Here is a 16873-nt window from a genome sequence, read left to right as displayed (position 1 = left end):
TGGTTATGGCGCATACTAATCACTAATCATTAATCACTAATCGCTAAAAAAGAGTGGATATCATCAAGCATTACTTTCCCGAAATAACCGAACAGCAGCAGGAGAAATTTTCCCGGCTCAACGAGCTTTACCGCGATTGGAACACCAAAATAAACGTGGTAAGCCGCAAGGATATCGATGAGCTTCCTACGCGCCACATTCTGCATTCGCTGGGTATTGCCAAGGTTATTCAGTTTCCGGCAGGCACGGCGGTGATGGATGTTGGTACCGGCGGCGGTTTACCCGGTTTGCCGCTGGCCATTATATTTCCGGAAGTGAAGTTTCACCTCGTAGATTCTATCGGCAAGAAGATCCACGTAGTACAAAGCATTGCCGAAGAACTGCACCTGCAAAACGTAACCGCCAGCCATACCCGCGCCGAACAGGTACACGAGCGTTACGATTACATTGTCAGCCGCGCTGTAGCCCGTTTAGCCGAATTCTACCAGTGGGTCCAGTTCAGCTTCAAGAAAACCGATGCGCCTAACCCCGGCCTCTATTATCTGAAAGGTGGCGACTTAACCGAAGAAATTGCCGAATCCGGCCTGGTAACGGAGCTTTTCGATCTGAAAAACTATTTTGAAGAGGATTTCTTCGAAACGAAGAAAGTGGTTTTTGTGCCTTCGGTGGGGAAAGAACGGTAGGGTTCAGGCGGAAAATAGTATTTGGTCTGCCTTTGTTGGTGTTTTTGCCATAACCAGCAGACTAAAGACAAAAAAGCAGGTCATTCTGAGCTTGTCGAAGAAACTTATAGAAATTACAATGACAAAGCGAGCGTAGCAAGATTTGTCTTACAGTTTAATTCTAAATAAGTAGCTTCATAAGCTTCCTCGGCTTCGCTCGGAATGACCTGAATTTTTCTTAACATGAAGTTGAAAAAACTAAATTCCCCAAAAGAGGTAGGGTAAAGCCCCGAAAAAGTGTCTTAGTTCTGAAAGACCTTTTACCGCTTAATTCAATGCGCTCCGTTTTCTTATTTTTCACTTTCTTCAGTTGCCTGCCTTTTACTCTAAAAGCAGCCACTTCTCCCGATCCTGCTTACCTGCCAAAGAAGAACTTTCTGGGCATCGGCGGCGCAATGGGCGCTAATTACCAGATCGATTCCTACGTTTCCATGTATGTGTTTACCGGCACGGAATGGGCTGTTTCCAGAAACGTGAAATCCGCTGTAAGCGCAGACCTGCTGAAGTTTGGCTGGGCCGAACAAACCGACGAATATACCACCAAACACCGCTACGATCGGGCGCGTTATTTTTCCTTTTCCAACCGTCTGAACGTTTCCGGGAAATACATTTTCAAAACCAAAGAAGGCGAGCCGGATGTTTACCGGAATTACCTGGAACTGGGTGCCGGGTATAATTTGCCGCTTTTCTATACATGGAAAGAGTTCTCGGGCGAGGAGCAGACCAAAAAGGTAATTTACCCGAACAACTTCCGCGATTTTTACGCCTTTGCCAAATACTTTACTAGCGGCTTGGTAATTCCCCTGGCTTTTACGGTAGAGTATCATCCGCTGGATATTGTCGAAAACAAACACCTGCCGAATCCGCCTAAAGTAAACCTGGGGCTGGAAATTCCGCTCTATTATAAAAACGAAAGGCTGCTCGTGAATTGATCCGGGCAGCCTTTCAAAGTTCTCAAAATAAGGATTTTTACTTGCGGTTTTTCCGTTTCTGAATCTGCCAGATAACCAGCCCCAATACGGCAACGGCTAATGCCAGGCCGGCAATTTTGCCCCAGCCAAACGGATGTTCAATCGTGCCTACATGGGTGATGTCCGAATCTACGGCGCGCATCTTAATTTCGTTGGTACCTTTAATTTCTGCCCGTACCTGCCCGATGCCGTCCCGGAAATCCACCGGCAGCATCACATCGTTAATTTCGAAAAGCAGTTTACCGTTCACCTTGGTATCTACTTCCCGGTTAGCATTTATGGCGCGGAGGTTAATGATGTACACGTCCGGCTGGTCGGTGGTAACGGCCGAAATAAACTCAAAATCCTGCACTACAATAAACGAAGGAACTTTAAAGCTGTAAGTGTTGCGGTCTTGCTGTTCCACCGGAATATCCTGGGCAAAGGAACTGCAAAGAGCAAAAAACGATAAGCAAAGCAGAGAAAAAAGTCTTTTCATAAGAATGGGTATGCTGAAAATTAACGCAAAACTACAAAATTCCGCCGGAACTCAGTCAAGCAGGAAGGCAAGGGCGCGTTGCTCTGAATAATAAACCCCTTTCCGGAAATCCATCGAAAACCCCACGTGGCCGCCGTATTCCGGTATTTCCAGGTAAAAGTTCGGGTTGGCTTCCGCTTCTTCCACCGGAAAACATTCCGGCGATAAAAACGGGTCGTTCTTCGCGTTTACCAGCAGGGTAGGCACTTTAATATTCTTCAGGAAAGGTTTGGAACTGCATTTGGCATAGTAATCGTCGGCGGAGGCAAAGCCGTGTAAAGGGGCCGTAAAACGCTCGTCAAACGCCTGAAAATCTTTTACCAGATGGTAATCCGAAAGGTCGAGTTTTCCATTGGCAATGGGTAATTTTTGCTGCAGTTTCCGGTGCAGGGAATTCAGGAAGCGGCGAAGGTAGATCTTATTTTCGGGGCGGGAGATCTGCACGGCGGCGCTTTTCAGATCGCAGGGTACCGAAAATACGGCTGCTTTTTTAACTTCGGCAGGTACCTTTTCCGGCGCTTCGCCTAAGTACTTCAGCGTAATATTGCCGCCAGCGCTAAACCCAAGCAAATAAATTTCCTTGTACTTTTTCTGCTGCAACGCATGGCGAATTACGAAATCCAAATCGTGGGTGGCGCCCAAATGATAGGAACTAAGCAGGTTATTCGGTTCGCCGCTGCAGCTCCGGTAATTCCAGGCCAACGCATCTATTCCGCCTGCCTGCATTGCCTTCACCATCCCCTTCACATAAGGCCGTCCGGCATCTCCCTCCAACCCATGCGACAAAATAGCCAGCTTATCCGAACCAATCCGAGCCCAGTCCAGATCCAGGAAATCGTGATCGGGGGTGGTAATGCGTTCGCGGGTGTAGTTTACATCTTTCACCTTCCGGAGAATGCTGGGCAGAATAGTTTGCAAATGCCCGTTGAACAGGTAAAAAGGTTTGCGGAAATCCGGCGAAGGAAGCAGTGGCATAGAGTAGAAATAAACCCGAAGGTACGAAAACAGGATCAGCGGGGTGCAGAAAAGTCGGGGTTACTGGTGAATTCCGGATCGGTTAAGGTTTGCAGGAATTGAATGATCCTGGTTTTTTCTTCCTCCGTCATTTCTATCCCGGTTTTGCCGTTTTGCTGCAGCCGCGCATCCAACGTAGCCGAAACTTTCACACCGGAACGGTAATGGTCCAGGACTTCTTCTAGCGTTTTAAAGCGGCCGTCGTGCATGTAAGGCGCCGTAAGGGCAATATTGCGGAGGGTAGGGGTTTTGTACTTACCGATGTCTTCGGGTTTCTCCGAGATCCGTCCGCGTCCCCAGGCCAGGGCTTCGTGCGCTTCGGAATACGTATTGTCCAGCCCGTTATTATGGTAATCGTGGTCGGTAAAAAAGTCGGTGGCGTGGCAGGAGGCGCATTTTTGCCGGAACAAACTCAGGCCTTCCAGTTCCTGGGAGCTTAATTTGCCGCCTTCGTTCCGCACGTACTTATCGTAACGGGAATTGGCTGAAATCAGGGTACGTTCGAATTGCGCCAGCGCCCGGGTTAAAAGGGCGGTAGAAATGGTATCGGTTCGGAAAGCCGCTTTGAACAGGCGGGGATATTCCGAGTGGTTTTGCAGTTCCTTTACCAGTTCGGTCAGGTTCTGGGCCATTTCATCCGCGTGCTTTATCGGCCCGAAGTTCAGCGATTCGATGTCCTTGGCACCGCCGTCCCAGAACCAGCCTTTGTGCCAGGCCAGGTTCTGCAGGGGAGGGGCGCTCCGGTGCAGCGCCTGTCCGGAAGCGCCATTGGTACTCAAAGCCAGGCCGTCGGAAAACGCTTTCTCGGGCAAGTGGCAGGTAGCACAGGAAATTTTGTTGTTGCCCGAAAGGATCGGATCGTAAAACAATTTGCGCCCCAATAGCACACCTTCGCGGGTAAACGGGTTCCGCTCCGGCGCCGGCACGCTTGTTCCCAGGTTTGCCGGCGCGGTAACGGTAAAAGGCTCTGGCTCGGGAGCAGGCATTTTGGAGTTGGTGCAGGCTGCAAAACCTGCCAGACTTACCAAACCAACCCAAACATATTTCCCGAACCGTATCATTTTAACCTGAAGAACTAGTGGGCATGAATATGATCGATCCGGAACATTTGGGCGTAATTATCGGCGATCTTCGGTGCTACGGTAGAGAATTGCGGTAAATTACTGTTGGAGTTCGCTTTCACATCGATCACGTTCGGTCCGCCGAAAATGTCGAAAATATTGGCGTGGAGGTGCATTTTCGGCTTATGCATTTCGTCGATCTGGGCGGTAGGGGTTTCGCTTGGGAAAGCCAGTTCCACGGTGCGGTATTGCGCATCTTTGCCGATCTGGTAGGTAAAATCCAGGAAAGTAGCGGAGGCAGGCGCGCTTTTGAATTTTCCAATGGCAAAAACGAAGGTATAACCCGTATTCCAGTCCCAGGTCATGTCGTGGTCTTTGTCCAGATCGCCGACCGGGGTAGCCGTACTGCTGTTGCGGGCCTGGTCTACGCCTACCCGGAACCGGATCTTGCTATAGTTGCCGTCCGGAATATTGGCGATGGTAAAGGTTTCGGAAGCCGGGGTATTAGCAGCAGCAATGAGATGATAGCTGTTCGGTTCTGCAAAAGTAGTTCCGTCCGGCCGCACCAGTTCTACATTCGAAATAAAGTATTTGAACGTGGAAAAGCTTACTGAATCGTTGTTGGCATTCAGGTAGTTTTTATTCACCACAAAATCTTCGGTCAGGCTCCGGCGGCTGTCGAAATGCACTTCCATGGAGCCCTGCTTTGCTTCAGCAGGTTTTACCTTGTCTTTTTTGCAGGAAAGCAAGCCTAACCCGCTAAGCAATATCAAATAGGAAAGCCGAAGCTTATTTTTCATAAGAATAAAGGTTATTGGCTTATGTCTTTGATTTTGAACATGTTTGTAGCGTAATTGTTAGCCACTTTTTCTGCGTTTGGTCCCATATGTACAATATATACTAAATCAAAATCAATAACATTCGGGCTCCGGAATAATTCATTCAGGTTAGCATCGATCTGTAAAGTATAAGGTTTGTTTTTCTGGAAAGTTAAAGTCTGGCTCAACGGAAAAGTCAGGGTTTTGTAGTTTTGATTAGTGCCCACATGGAAGGTAAGTCCATAATCTTTAGCGGCAACTCTGGAAATTTTTCTGCCTCCGAAGCTCATGAACTTATAACCGGTATTCCAATCCCAAGCCATTCCGTTGTCCGGGTACAGGTCGCCTGAGTGGTCGGTCCGGCTATTGGCATAAGCATCTACGCCTATTGAGAATTCGATCTGGTTGAAATCTTTAACCGGAATTCCGGCCAGATCAAATCCGGCTTTATTTTCTTTCGGGTTAATAAGGTGATAACTATTTTTTTCGATGTAGGTTTTACCGGTAGTAGTATTGGTAAGCTTTACATTGCTGATCAAATATTTCAGGTACTCTACACTAAAAGTATCATCGGCGGCATTTAAATAATGCTGGCTGTCGAAAACCAATGGCTGGCCATCTACATGGTGCAAAAAGTTAACCTGCATGGTTCCAGCCAGGGAATCTGGATATTGGGCAACCGGCGGAGTAGGAGCGGGTTTAGGAGTAGGGGTATCCTTCCCGCAGGAAAGGCTGCCTAAAAGCAGAAAAGTTGCCGGCAATGCCACGGCCAGGTAATGCGATAGTTTCAGGTTTATTTTCATAAGGATCGGAGAAATTTATCAGGTTCGGTTGGTTAAAAATGTGACGCAAGATTTTAATGTAACTTATTCATTGCCGTCTGCTTTAGCTGACCATTCCGTCAGCTAAAGCAGACGGCAATGAAGGCTGGTAAAAAAGCCTGTGCTACTTAGTTTTTTTATCTAAAGCCATAGCATTGCAATTTTTGGATAACATTAGTTTTTTGAGGTCCCCCTTTGGAGGGGGTAGGGGGAGGACAGGAGAAATATCTGATTACTTTTTTAAATCAAATAACGTAAAATCCTCCCCCTACCCCCTCCAAAGGGGGACTTTTCTCCTGCTTGCGAATATAAGTTCATAATATTTAAATAGCCTCATTCCCGCACCCAATAGGTGCTTGCCGGTGAGGCTTACTTCACCATACCGGTTTTCTCGAACGGATCGGAGAAGCGCGGGTCGTTTATGAACGTGTCATCGGTTAAGGTATGCAGAAAGGCAATAATATCTTTCTTTTCCTGCTCTGTCAGGCCCAGTTGCTGGTTTGTGCCGTATTCATTGCTGGCCGTCATGTCGGATGCCAGGTTCGGGCTGTTTTTCTTCACGTGATCGTTGTAATGGTTCAGCACTTCTTCCAGCGTTTTAAACCGGCCATCGTGCATGTAAGGAGCCGTCAGGGCAATATTCCGGAGCGAAGGCACTTTAAACTTTCCCTGGTCGAACGGACTACCGGTTATGTCGCCAAACCCGTTATCTTTAAATTCTACATCCAAGCCGTTATTGGCAAGCATCCGCTTGGGTGCCAGCAGGTCGCCGGCATGGCAGTCGCCGCAATTGCCCCCTCTTATCACCGGCCCGTCGAACGGATCGGCATTGGGGTGCTGGAAGAAAAGCCTTTTACCGTTAAGTTCTGATTGGGTTAGGGCGTTGGTTTTGTTCTGCTTTTCAAACTGATCGAAGCGGGAATTGCCGGAAATAAGCGTTCTTTGGAACTGGGCCAGCGCTTTCAATACATTTTCTTCGGTAATAATTTTCGAACCAAAGGCTTTCAGGAAGAGCGGGGGGTAGGTTTGGGTATTCTGCAGCTTATTTACCGCGCGGAGCAGGCTTTGGTGCATTTCCACCGGGTTCTCGATCGGGCCTTTCGCCTGTTTTTCCAGGGTAGTGTCGCGGCCATCCCACATCAGGGTTTCAAAATAGCCCACGTTCGCCAGCGACATGGAACTCCGGGTGCCGGCTTTGCCGTTCACGCCAAAACTAATGTCCCGGCCGTCGGTAAAGGCAAGTTTCTGCTGGTGGCAGGTGCCGCAGGAAATGGTATTATCCGCCGATAGGCGTTTTTCATAAAACAGCATCCGTCCTAATTCCACGCCTTCCACCGTCATGGGGTTATCGGCAGGAACCGGCATGGTCTTGAATCTGGGAGGCAACTCGATCTGGTAAGGCGTAGTGCCGGGAGCCGTTTCCGTTTCTTTTTCACAGGCGAAAACAAAGAAAGCAAGCGAGAAAAGGAGCGTAATTTTCTGTTTCATAGAACGTTAAACCGTTGAAATAGCGGTTGCTGCTGAAAAAACCTAAATTTAAGCATTTAAGTTTAAATTGTCCAGCCCCTTTAGCTATATTTAAGTGGTTTTTAACAAGTTGTTACTGAAAGGAGTGGCGGTTAAGCAAGTATAAAGACGAACCTTTACTATTATTTTAATGCTTGTTAGGAGGTCGGGGAAAAATCTGAAAAGGTTGCCTTGCTATTTTAAAATTAACCGCTTATATTTGCAAACTCATTTGAAAACCGAAATTTAATTTTTGAAAATAGTAAACCATGGCTAATCATAAGTCGGCATTAAAAAGAATCAGAAGTAACGATAAGAAACGCGTTTTAAACCGTTACCAGGCAAAATCTACCCGTACAGTAGTTAAAAGACTGCGTGCTACTAACGATAAGAACGAAGCTGTTGAGCTTTTCAAAACTGCTTCTTCTATGCTCGATCGTTTAGCTAAGAAAAACATTATTCACAAAAACAAAGCAGCTAACAACAAGTCGAAGCTGGCTAAATTTGTGAACGCACTGGCTGCTTAATTTTAAGCCAGCTGCTATTTAAAAATGCTATAATTTCTGGCGAGAAAGTAGGTTAAGGTAACAATCTCCTTTTAAGCTGAAGAAATATAGGCCTGTTCTTTCCGGAGAACAGGCCTTTTTGCGTTCGAGTCAATTGCGTTCATGTCTTGATTCATGTTTTGTCATTTTTAAGTTGATTTATCTCTCCTGGTAATCAGACTTGAAGTAGCCTGGTAGGATCAGAGTTGTTCTGGAAGGTATCGCATAAATCAAAATTTCTCTGTAGCGTAGGGTTTAAACCCAAAGCTGTCAACTAAAGAAAAGTTAACGTCATTTCGAGCAAAGCCGAGAAAACTTATGGGAATTACAATGAGCTGGCGAGCGTAGCAAGACAGGTCTTCCTATAAAATTTATCCGGAATGGCTCCATAAGTTCCCTCAACTTCGTTCGGGATGACTCAATATATCATCAGTTCATCTTTTCTTAAATAGACAGCTTTGGGTTTAAACCCTACGCTACTGAGAAATTCATTAGCCCAAAGCAATTTCAAAAGCTGCTCTGGATATTTATAAGATGGCTTCTCTTTCATTGCCGTCTGCTTTATCTGACGGATGGCAGACTGTTTCTACTATTCATGCAAGTTTGGCTAAAGCCGGAAACTGAATGCTTTAAAACCGTCAGCTAAAGCAGACGGCAATGAATTTTGGATATGTGAGAAATGGTAAGGCCATGGAAAGAACAATTTCTTTGCCTGGGTAAGGTCGATTAATTACAGAAAACGCTACTCCAACCCAATAAAAAAGTCTTCCCCGTTGCCGGAGAAGACTTTTTTGCGTTCAGAACCTACTGTTCTACACAATACTCAGCTTGATCATATTGGTCTTTTTCTGAGCATTTATTGGCATGCTGCCAGTGTTTATAAAAATGTCACCGGGTTTTAAATGGCCCGAAGCAATAAGCTGCTCTTTTACATCGATCACGGTCTGGTCGGTAGAAGAAGTGCTGAATTTGTCGTAATAAAAACCGCGTACGCCCCAGAGTAAATTTAGAACGTTTAGCAGGCGTCTGTTGTCGGTAAAAATAAAAATATCGGCTTTTGGCCGGTGCTTGGCGATCTGAAAAGCCGTGTAGCCCGATTTCGATAGGCCTACTAACGCGTTTGCTTCGGTGTCGCGGCACAGGTTTACGGCGTTGGCCACAATGCTGTCGTTGTAAAAGGTGTCGGATTGCGGATTGAAAACAAAGTTCTTGTGAAAGATATCGGCATGCGTTTCCACGCTCTGTATGGTGCGGTTCATGCTCCGGATGGTTTCTACCGGGTACATGCCGGAAGCTGTCTCCGCGCTCAGCATCAGGGCGTCGGCTCCGTCTATTACCGCGTTGGCAATGTCGTTGGTTTCGGCGCGGGTAGGGCGGGGCGAGTTGATCATGCTTTCCATCATCTGGGTAGCAATAATTACCGGACGACCGTTGCAGATCGCTTTTTCCACCAGGTTCTTCTGGATCATCGGCACATCTTCCATGCCCACTTCCACACCTAAGTCGCCGCGGGCCACCATAATGGCATCGCACACCTGAATAATGCCGTCGATGTTCTTAATGGCTTCCGGTTTTTCGATCTTGGCAATGATACGGGTATCGCGGCCGCTGGCATCTATCTTTTCCCGCAAGGCAATTATGTCTTCCACCTTCCGCACAAACGAAAGCGCCACCCACTCCACGTCGTGGGTTAAACCAAATTCCAGGTCGCGTAAATCTTTTTCGGTAAGCGAAGGCGCGGAAACTTTGCTGTGCGGCAGGTTTATGCCCTTGCGCGGTTTCACGGTGCCGCCGTAGATCACTTCGGCTTCCACCTCTTTATCATGGTCGGTGTTTACCACCCGCAATTCCAGTTTGCCGTCGTCTATTAAAATGGTATCGCCCACGCGAACATCTTTGGCCAGGTCGGTATAAATGGTAGAAAGCCGGCCGGGCACCCCGATCACATCTTCGCAAACAATTTTCAGGCGCTGTCCCGGCACAATTTCCAGGCTGCCGTTTTCAATATCGCCCAGGCGGATCTTGGGTCCCTGCAGGTCCTGCATCAGGCAGATGTTCATGCCGTGCTCTTCGTTTATCTGCCTTACGGTTTTAATTACCTTTAAATGGTCTTCGTGGGTGCCGTGCGAAAAATTAAGGCGGAAAACGTCTACGCCTTCTTTAATTAGCGCGAACAGGGTTTCGTACGTGTTGCTGGCAGGGCCAACGGTGGCAATAATTTTGGTCTTGTTGAATTTTATCTCCATCCGTTAAAAAATGAGGTTATCCTTAAACTGAAGGGCATTCGGGTCGAACTGTTTTACGTATTGCACCAGCGGTACCAGGTTCATCTTCCGCAGCAGCTCCCCCGAACGGAATTTTTCTACCGCGCCCGATACCTGGATCACGTAGTCGTAATCTTTAATGTCCGGCACCAGGAACGGTTTCTTCAGCGTACTCAGGTCTACGGATTTATTCCGGAAAAGGCGAATGGAGTAATGATCGGTGGCGTGCAGGTAGTTGGAAATAACCAGCCGGCCCTTGCTGATGAAGTCGAAGCAAAGGTCTTTCTGCTTAATGAGCCGCAGGTTGAAATATTTATTTAAAGCCCAGGCCAGCGTATGTTCCTTGCTCGAAGAAACTACTCCATACAGGTCGAAATCGAATTCGTAGTCCAGGTCCAGGCGTAAAGTTTTCATGGGGTAGGGGGTGAAATAAAAATGGTATCTTTCTGAAGGTTAAAAGTAATAACCTGAAATTGGATTCGGGAGTAAAGCCCGGAAAAGATTTATCCACAAACTATAAAATTAAATTTGTTTGCGAATATTTTATTTAATCCATTTATTTGCACTAGTTTTAACCCAATAGTAAGAAAATGTCAGAAATCGCAGAAAAAGTAAAAGCAATTATCATCGATAAATTAGGTGTTGAGGAATCTGAAGTTACGCCAGAGGCAAGCTTCACCAACGACCTGGGCGCTGATTCTTTGGACACCGTAGAGCTTATCATGGAGTTCGAAAAAGAATTCAACGTTTCTATTCCGGATGATCAGGCTGAGAACATCGGCACTGTTGGCCAGGCCATCAGCTACCTGGAAGAGCACGCGAAATAATTTTTCTTCCTTTTGAAATACTGCTACTAATCAAATTACCCAAATTATTCAACCCCTCTAACCAAAGCTTATGGAGCTTAGAAGAGTAGTTGTAACAGGTCTCGGCGCACTCACCCCACTTGGAAATACGGTTTCGGAATACTGGACCGGCCTTTCCAACGGAGTGAGTGGAGCTGCGCCTATTACGCGTTTTGATGCCTCTAAATTTAAAACCCAGTTTGCCTGTGAAGTAAAAGGGTATAACCCCGAAAATTACTTCGACCGGAAAGAGGCCCGCAAAATGGATTTATTTTCCCAATTTGCCTTAGTAGTAGCCGACGAAGCGGTTAAAGATGCCCGTCTCGAAGAAATCAGTGAAGCCGAAGCCGACCGCATCGGGGTGATCTGGGGTTCCGGGATCGGTGGTTTACGCACCTTCCAGGAAGAATGCGTTGCTTTCGCCAATGGCGGCGGTATTCCGCGTTTCAATCCTTTCTTTATCCCGAAAATGATCGCCGATATTGCGGCCGGTCATATTTCCATTAAGTATGGTTTCCGCGGCCCGAACTTCGTTACGGTTTCGGCCTGTGCCTCGGCAACCAACGCTATTATTGATTCTTTCAATTACATCCGCCTGGGTATGGCCGACGTCATTATGACCGGCGGTTCCGAGGCAGCCGTTACCGAAGCCGGTATTGGTGGTTTCAATGCCCTGAAAGCCCTTTCTGAGCGCAACGATTCCCCGGAAACAGCTTCCCGCCCGTTCGATAAAGACCGTGATGGTTTTGTTCTGGGAGAAGGTGCGGCAGCCATTGTACTGGAAGAATACGAGCACGCAAAAGCCCGCGGCGCTAAAATTTACGCCGAAATTATTGGCGGCGGCATGAGCGCTGATGCGTATCACATTACGGCTCCGCACCCGGATGGCTTAGGCGCCAAGAAAGTAATGCAGAATGTGCTCCGCGATGCCAATATCCGTCCCGAAGAAGTAGATTACATTAACGTACACGGCACTTCTACGCCGCTTGGCGATGTAAGCGAGGCCAAAGCAATAGAAGAAATTTTTGGGGAGCATGCCTATAAACTGAATATCAGTTCTACCAAATCGATGACCGGGCACCTGTTAGGCGCTGCCGGCGCGATTGAAGCGGTAGCTTCCATTATGGCCATGCAGCACAACATGGTACCGCCAACCATCAACCATTTTACCGACGACGAAGCTTTCAATCCACGGTTGAATTTTACCTTCAACAAGGCTCAGGCCCGTCCGGTAAATGTAGCGTTAAGCAATACGTTCGGTTTTGGCGGCCACAATACTTCCGTGCTGTTCCGTAAACTAATCGATTAATTCCTTAGTGCCTTTTCGCCCGGTTACCGGTTTTTTAAGCAGGCTCTTTTCCAGGGATCGAGCATTATCTACGGCCATCCGACAGGTTACGGGCCTGGAGCCCGGCAACATTCGTTTGTACCGGACGGCTTTAACGCACACTTCCGTTTTAAAGCAAAGCGCTGCCGGCCGCCACGAAACCAACGAGCGGCTGGAGTTTCTGGGCGATGCTATTCTGGGCGCAGTAGTAGCGGAGTTCCTGTACAAGAAATTCCCCTACAAGCAGGAAGGCTTCCTGACCGAGATCCGTTCGCGCATTGTGAACCGGGAAATGCTGAATTCGGTAGCGATCCGGATCGGTATCAATACGCTCATAAAAACCGATCAGGCAAGCCAGAGTTTCCGTTACAAGTCCATTAACGGCAACGCCCTCGAAGCCCTGGTAGGTGCTATTTATCTGGATAAAGGGTACAAAACCACCCGCCGATTTATTCTCGATACCCTCATTAAGCCGCACATCGATGTGCACACGCTGGTTACCACCACCGCCAACTTCAAAAGTAAACTCATTGAATGGGCGCAAGGGCAGAATAAGGCGATCCGTTTCGAGATCGTAAATGCCAAGCCGCAAGGCAACATTACCGAATTCACTTCCGAAGTTTTCATCAACGACGAACCCATCGCCTTAGGCCACGGCCATTCCAAAAAACGCGCCGAACAAGCCGCTTCCGAAAAAGCCCTGCAGGCGCTCAAGGTTGAGTAAAGTCTGAATCAGAATTTTCAGGATTAAAGAATTTTCAGAATTTTATTTCTTTAAGTTCTCTATCTTGTTCTGAATGGGGATTTTGCTGCTTTTGTTGCTCCTTGCAGTCTTCGCTCTTTGTAGTCTTCCGAAGGGAGACTGCAAAGCAGTAATGAAACAAGCCGTCTCCGACGGCGCTACTCCACGCGGAAAAGCATTCGTAGGAGTTCTTGGCAGCGTAAGGGAGTCAGAGACTCCCGGTTTCATTTAAAGTTTGCAGTCCTCCTGCGGAAGACTACAAACAGCCCAAATCTGACCAGATCTGGCGCAAGTGTTCAGCGAAAGCGTCACTTGGGCCTAAAGAACAAAAGGAAGTCTCCAGACTTCCGTAAACCAACTGCCCCATTCCCGCTCCAACCCGGAGTACTTTTATTAATACTAATCACTATTCACTATTCACTTATCCATAATCACTAAAAACCGGCCGGCAACTGCTATCTTGCGTACGCGTATTTTTGAATCTGTAAACCAACGCTCCGCATATGATCTTAGCCGCCGCTGCCCTGAACCAAACCCCAATAGACTGGGAAAACAACTTAGCTAACATTAAAAATGCTATCGAACTGGCTCGGAAAAGTAAAGCCGAATTGCTGCTTTTACCGGAGCTCTGCATTACCGGTTACGGTTGCGAAGACCTGTTCCTGAGTAACTGGCTGCCGGAAGAAGCATTCGAGAAATTACTCATCATTCAGGAATGGTGCGAAGATATTACCGTTGCCGTGGGCCTGCCCATCCGTTTCCGCGACCATGTAGTTTACAATACGGCATGCGTTATCCGGAATAAAGAAATCCTCGGCTTTACGGCCAAACAATTCCTGGCCAACGATGGCTTGCATTACGAGCCGCGCTGGTTTACTTCCTGGCCCGCCGGTCAGGAAACTACTTTGGAAAGATCCGGAAAAAGCTACCGTTTTGGTGATCTGGTGTATGAGCTGAACGGCGTAAAATTCGCTTTTGAAATTTGCGAAGATGCCTGGCGCGGCGATGACCGTCCGGCTGGTAGGCATCAGCAGCGCGGCGTGCAACTGATCCTGAACCCTAGCGCCAGTCACTTTGCCATGAGCAAGACCGACGTGCGGTACCACCTGGTAGTAGATGCTTCCAAAAAGTACAACTGTGCTTACATGTACGCCAACCTGTTAGGCAACGAAGCCGGCCGGGTAGTGTACGACGGCGAGATTCTGATCGCGCAAAACGGAAACCTGATCATGCGTAACCAGCTCCTCAGCTTTAAAAACGTAGATTTGGAATGCGCCGAAGTAGACTTCGAAAACCCTATGCCGGTAGCCGAAAAAGTAACCCCGCTGCCGCCAATCGATGAGAATAAAGAATTCATTTCTGCCATTACTTTAGCCCTTTTCGATTATTTGCGGAAAAGCCGGAGCCGCGGCTTTGTGCTTTCGCTGAGCGGCGGCGCTGATTCTTCGGTGTGTGCCGTAGTGGTGGCGGAAATGGTAAAACGCGCGTTGAACGAACTTGGCCTGGAAGAATTTGCCCGCAAGCTGAACGTTTTTTCGGTAGAAGATCTGGAGCAACTCGAATTCCGGAACGACTTTGAGAAACTGCAATTCCTGACCGGCAAACTGTTAACCACCGCTTACCAGGGAACGGTAAATTCCTCCGAAGATACCTTCCGGAGTGCCGAAGAACTGGCCAGATCCATCGGCGCGGTTTTCTACAACTGGACCATCGACGATGAAGTTAAGGGCTACATTTCTAAAATTGAAACCGCCCTTGGCCGCGAACTTACCTGGAAAACCGACGATGTAACGCTGCAGAACATTCAGGCGCGGGTGCGGGCTCCCGGCATCTGGATGCTGGCCAACATCAACCATGCCTTACTTTTAGCTACCTCCAACCGGAGTGAGGCCTCTGTAGGCTACGCCACCATGGACGGCGATACCTCGGGCAGTATTTCGCCGCTGGCGGGAGTAGATAAAGCTTTTTTACGGCAATGGCTGGTCTGGGCGCAGGAGCATCTGGGGTACGAAGCCTTGCAATATGTGAACGGCCTGCAACCAACGGCAGAGCTTCGCCCGGCCGAACAAACCCAGACCGACGAAAAAGACCTGATGCCGTACCCGATCCTGAACCAGATCGAGCGCCTGGCCTTTTACGAGCGGCTATCACCGGAGCAGGTTTTTGCTCAGATGAAAGGCGTAGAAGACGACGAACAGCTGAAAATGCACATCCGGCGCTTCTATTCGCTCTGGAGCCGCAACCAATGGAAACGCGAACGCTACGCCCCATCCTTCCACCTAGACGACTACAACCTCGACCCCCGAAGCTGGCTCCGCTTCCCGATCCTGAGCGGCGGTTTTCAGGAGGAGTTAATGCAGTTGGGATAGGGGGAATTGTTATCCTGCCTATCTTGGCGCAAGTGTTAAGCGAAAGCGTCACTTGGGCCTGACAGACAAAAGCCAGTCTCCAGACTGGCGTAAGCTGGAAAGTAAGATATAACATTCCTCAAAAGTCCTCCCCTGTTGTTAGGGGAGGATTTAGGTGGGGTAAAACACGAAAGTCTGGAGACTTCCTCCTGTTCTTTAAGCCCAGGTGACGCTAACGCTTAACACTTGCGCCAGCCAGCTGCCAGCAGGGAAATGCCATTATGAAGCTCAAAAAAAACGCTAACCTTTTACCTGAAAAAGCCGGTCACTTCCAGCCAAAATAATCAAACCTTTTCGCACCCACGGAATAAATTGTAATTTAGCCCCTCATTCAAAAACGGAAAATGGGAATTCTATCATACATTACCTGGAACGTAGATCCGGAGATCTTCAGCCTCGGGCCACTTTCTATTCGTTGGTACGGCCTGTTGTTTGCGCTGGGCTTTGTGCTCGGGCAACGCATCCTGTCAAAGATCTATGTAGCCGAAGGCCGCACCGAAAAAGATGTGGATATCATTACGCTTTACATGATCATCGGAACGGTTTTAGGAGCGCGTTTGGGGCACTGTTTGTTTTACGAACCTGAATATTACCTCAGCAACCCGATCGAGATCCTGAAGATCTGGGAAGGCGGCTTGGCGAGCCACGGCGCAACGGTAGGTATTCTGCTGGCGCTATACTTATTTGCCCGGAAATACCAGTTCAACTACCTCTGGGTGCTGGACCGGATCGTGATCGTGGTAGCCTTGGGAGGCGCCCTGATTCGCTTGGGCAATCTGATGAATTCCGAAATTATCGGTAAAGTAACCGATGTGCCCTGGGCCTTTAAATTCGTGCGCAACCACGAAATTATAAACGGCGTGGCCGCAAACCTACAACCCCGCCATCCGGCCCAGCTCTACGAATCCATTTCTACTTTTATCCTTTTCCTGCTCACGTATTGGCTCTGGAGTAAACGCAAAGCGCTTACGCCGAACGGTTCCATATTCGGTTTCTTTGTGGTCGTACTCTTTACGCTCCGTTTCCTTTACGAGTTCCTGAAAGAAAACCAGGTAAATAAAGAAGATTACCTGCTGCAAACCATTGGCATGAATATCGGTCAGTTACTAAGCGTGCCGCTCGTCATCATCGGGATCATCATCTGGGTGCGGGCTTATAAGAATCCGAAAACCGGTTACGCCGCTAAGTAATTTCGGTAAAATAGAAAAAGCGAATACTGCAAAAACAGAAAACCCGGCTTGCTGACAGGCCGGGTTTTCTGTTTTAGAGCATGTTTAAAATTCATCCTTTGCGCTGCAAATTTCCATTACCG

At 48.1% G+C, this 16873-nt stretch carries 16 protein-coding genes; 8 read left to right on the top strand and 8 right to left on the bottom strand.

The window, feature by feature from the left end; translation table 11 throughout:
* The first annotated feature begins 53 nt into the window (after positions 1-53).
* Both rsmG and F0P94_RS10110 read left to right on the top strand, forming a co-directional pair.
* Positions 54-683, top strand: a complete 630-nt coding sequence (rsmG, locus tag F0P94_RS10115; RefSeq protein WP_225307186.1) for a 16S rRNA (guanine(527)-N(7))-methyltransferase RsmG — start codon at positions 54-56, stop codon at positions 681-683.
* Between the two features lie 314 nt (positions 684-997).
* Complete coding sequence (locus F0P94_RS10110; protein ID WP_150903766.1) at positions 998-1654, top strand: hypothetical protein; 657 nt, start codon at positions 998-1000, stop codon at positions 1652-1654.
* Positions 1655-1691: 37 nt separating this feature from the next.
* On the opposite strand, the gene F0P94_RS10105 is transcribed toward F0P94_RS10110, so the two are convergent.
* From F0P94_RS10105 to F0P94_RS10080, 6 genes are all read right to left on the bottom strand, one after another.
* Positions 1692-2171, bottom strand: coding sequence for a hypothetical protein (locus F0P94_RS10105; RefSeq protein ID WP_150903765.1), 480 nt, complete (start codon positions 2169-2171; stop codon positions 1692-1694).
* 51 nt (positions 2172-2222) lie between these two features.
* Positions 2223-3185: a YheT family hydrolase gene (locus tag F0P94_RS10100; protein WP_150903764.1), complete on the bottom strand. Its 963-nt coding sequence runs from the start codon at positions 3183-3185 to the stop codon at positions 2223-2225.
* Between the two features lie 35 nt (positions 3186-3220).
* A complete protein-coding gene (locus tag F0P94_RS10095) occupies positions 3221-4285 on the bottom strand; it encodes a cytochrome-c peroxidase (protein ID WP_150903763.1) in 1065 nt (354 codons plus the stop codon).
* A gap of 14 nt (positions 4286-4299) precedes the next feature.
* Positions 4300-5085, bottom strand: coding sequence for an MbnP family protein (locus F0P94_RS10090; protein WP_150903762.1), 786 nt, complete (start codon positions 5083-5085; stop codon positions 4300-4302).
* Positions 5086-5096: 11 nt separating this feature from the next.
* A complete protein-coding gene (locus F0P94_RS10085; protein ID WP_150903761.1) occupies positions 5097-5906 on the bottom strand; it encodes an MbnP family protein in 810 nt (269 codons plus the stop codon).
* 387 nt (positions 5907-6293) lie between these two features.
* On the bottom strand, positions 6294-7412 hold the full coding sequence (locus F0P94_RS10080; protein ID WP_150903760.1) for a cytochrome-c peroxidase: 1119 nt from the start codon (positions 7410-7412) through the stop codon (positions 6294-6296).
* Between the two features lie 287 nt (positions 7413-7699).
* On the opposite strand from F0P94_RS10080, the gene rpsT reads away from it, so the two are divergent.
* The gene (gene rpsT / locus F0P94_RS10075; RefSeq protein WP_150903759.1) at positions 7700-7957 is read left to right on the top strand and encodes a 30S ribosomal protein S20; all 258 of its coding nucleotides are present in this window, start codon (positions 7700-7702) and stop codon (positions 7955-7957) included.
* Positions 7958-8787: 830 nt separating this feature from the next.
* Here the strand turns inward: rpsT and pyk are convergent.
* Positions 8788-10221: a pyruvate kinase gene (gene pyk / locus F0P94_RS10070; protein WP_150903758.1), complete on the bottom strand. Its 1434-nt coding sequence runs from the start codon at positions 10219-10221 to the stop codon at positions 8788-8790.
* A 3-nt stretch (positions 10222-10224) separates the two neighbouring features.
* Entirely contained in the window at positions 10225-10653 is a 429-nt protein-coding gene (locus F0P94_RS10065) for an IPExxxVDY family protein (protein ID WP_150903757.1), read from the bottom strand.
* Positions 10654-10829: 176 nt separating this feature from the next.
* Between F0P94_RS10065 and F0P94_RS10060 the strand changes: the two genes are divergently transcribed.
* The 5 genes from F0P94_RS10060 to lgt all read left to right on the top strand — a co-directional run bounded on the left by F0P94_RS10060 (position 10830) and on the right by lgt (position 16751).
* Positions 10830-11066, top strand: coding sequence for an acyl carrier protein (locus F0P94_RS10060; protein ID WP_026462992.1), 237 nt, complete (start codon positions 10830-10832; stop codon positions 11064-11066).
* A 70-nt stretch (positions 11067-11136) separates the two neighbouring features.
* On the top strand, positions 11137-12393 hold the full coding sequence (gene fabF, locus F0P94_RS10055) for a beta-ketoacyl-ACP synthase II (RefSeq protein WP_150903756.1): 1257 nt from the start codon (positions 11137-11139) through the stop codon (positions 12391-12393).
* 7 nt (positions 12394-12400) lie between these two features.
* Positions 12401-13135 (top strand): ribonuclease III, encoded by a 735-nt coding sequence (rnc, locus tag F0P94_RS10050; protein ID WP_150903755.1) that lies wholly within the window; start codon positions 12401-12403, stop codon positions 13133-13135.
* A 521-nt stretch (positions 13136-13656) separates the two neighbouring features.
* Complete coding sequence (locus F0P94_RS10045; RefSeq protein WP_150903754.1) at positions 13657-15522, top strand: nitrilase-related carbon-nitrogen hydrolase; 1866 nt, start codon at positions 13657-13659, stop codon at positions 15520-15522.
* A gap of 383 nt (positions 15523-15905) precedes the next feature.
* Positions 15906-16751: a prolipoprotein diacylglyceryl transferase gene (lgt, locus tag F0P94_RS10040; protein WP_191907004.1), complete on the top strand. Its 846-nt coding sequence runs from the start codon at positions 15906-15908 to the stop codon at positions 16749-16751.
* The last annotated feature ends 122 nt before the right edge of the window (positions 16752-16873 follow it).

The organism is Adhaeribacter soli (assembly GCF_008727925.1).
Taxonomy (GTDB): Bacteria; Bacteroidota; Bacteroidia; order Cytophagales; family Hymenobacteraceae; genus Adhaeribacter_A; species Adhaeribacter_A soli.
The sequence above is the reverse complement of the archived record's forward strand: the minus strand, read 5'-3'. Positions and strand labels throughout refer to the sequence as shown.

Bases quoted from the DNA above. Each gene is read 5' to 3' on its own strand.
- F0P94_RS10110 (WP_150903766.1), top strand. From the start codon at position 998: ATGCGCTCCGTTTTCTTATTTTTCACTTTCTTCAGTTGCCTGCCTTTT.
- F0P94_RS10105 (WP_150903765.1), bottom strand. From the start codon at position 2,171: ATGAAAAGACTTTTTTCTCTGCTTTGCTTATCGTTTTTTGCTCTTTGC.
- F0P94_RS10100 (WP_150903764.1), bottom strand. From the start codon at position 3,185: ATGCCACTGCTTCCTTCGCCGGATTTCCGCAAACCTTTTTACCTGTTC.
- F0P94_RS10095 (WP_150903763.1), bottom strand. From the start codon at position 4,285: ATGATACGGTTCGGGAAATATGTTTGGGTTGGTTTGGTAAGTCTGGCA.
- F0P94_RS10090 (WP_150903762.1), bottom strand. From the start codon at position 5,085: ATGAAAAATAAGCTTCGGCTTTCCTATTTGATATTGCTTAGCGGGTTA.
- F0P94_RS10085 (WP_150903761.1), bottom strand. From the start codon at position 5,906: ATGAAAATAAACCTGAAACTATCGCATTACCTGGCCGTGGCATTGCCG.
- F0P94_RS10080 (WP_150903760.1), bottom strand. From the start codon at position 7,412: ATGAAACAGAAAATTACGCTCCTTTTCTCGCTTGCTTTCTTTGTTTTC.
- rpsT (WP_150903759.1), top strand. From the start codon at position 7,700: ATGGCTAATCATAAGTCGGCATTAAAAAGAATCAGAAGTAACGATAAG.
- pyk (WP_150903758.1), bottom strand. From the start codon at position 10,221: ATGGAGATAAAATTCAACAAGACCAAAATTATTGCCACCGTTGGCCCT.
- F0P94_RS10065 (WP_150903757.1), bottom strand. From the start codon at position 10,653: ATGAAAACTTTACGCCTGGACCTGGACTACGAATTCGATTTCGACCTG.
- F0P94_RS10060 (WP_026462992.1), top strand. From the start codon at position 10,830: ATGTCAGAAATCGCAGAAAAAGTAAAAGCAATTATCATCGATAAATTA.
- fabF (WP_150903756.1), top strand. From the start codon at position 11,137: ATGGAGCTTAGAAGAGTAGTTGTAACAGGTCTCGGCGCACTCACCCCA.
- F0P94_RS10045 (WP_150903754.1), top strand. From the start codon at position 13,657: ATGATCTTAGCCGCCGCTGCCCTGAACCAAACCCCAATAGACTGGGAA.
- lgt (WP_191907004.1), top strand. From the start codon at position 15,906: ATGGGAATTCTATCATACATTACCTGGAACGTAGATCCGGAGATCTTC.